The organism is Candidatus Thiosymbion oneisti, assembly GCF_900092655.1.
Classification (GTDB): Bacteria; Pseudomonadota; Gammaproteobacteria; order Chromatiales; family Chromatiaceae; genus Thiosymbion; species Thiosymbion oneisti.
Window position 1 is genome coordinate 1 of the sequence record NZ_FLUY01000183.1, and the last position, 640, is coordinate 640.

Consider the following 640-nt stretch of genomic DNA (forward strand, 5'->3'; position numbering starts at 1 on the left):
TATTTCAGGCGTTCACACATCTCGGAAGCGAAATTCAGAATGATTGTACGCTATTTTGCGCACGATTTACCGGCCTCCAAAATCAGCCGAGCTGAGTGGTGTAAGCCGCCCTACGATTAATCGATTGTTATTGAAATTACGCATCAGAATAGCCCAGGTTTGTGAAGCTTCATCACCCTTATCCGGTGAGGTTGAAGTCGATGAATCTTATTTTGGCGCACGACGCGTTCGTGGGAAGAAGGGTCGTGGAGCACGGGGTAAAACGATTGTCTTCGGGATCCTGGAGCGGCAGGGAAAAGTCTACACGGAAATCGTTCCAGACGCCTCCAAAAAGCAGCTACAGGCTGCGATCCGGGGCCAGGTAGCCCTCGATAGCATCATTCACTCGGACGGCTGGAGGGGCTATAATGGGGTCGTCGACGTGGGTTACAAAAAACATTTCCGCGTGCATCATGGCAAGCATGAATTTGCCCGCGGTAATTGCCATATCAATGGCATTGAATCATTCTGGTCGTATGCCAAACGAAGACTTGCGAAATTCAATGGTGTTCCCCGACAAACATTTCATAGTCCTTCTGATGGTGGAAACCTCCGCCTTCAGGCGGATAAACTTCCAGTTTGAAAGAGGCATGGTGCTTTA

The 640-nt window shown here is 49.4% G+C and carries 1 pseudogene; it reads left to right on the top strand.

The features are described from left to right. A pseudogene (locus BQ17_RS01695) lies at positions 1-568 on the top strand (IS1595 family transposase); the annotation flags it as partial. Between the last annotated feature and the right edge of the window lie 72 nt (positions 569-640).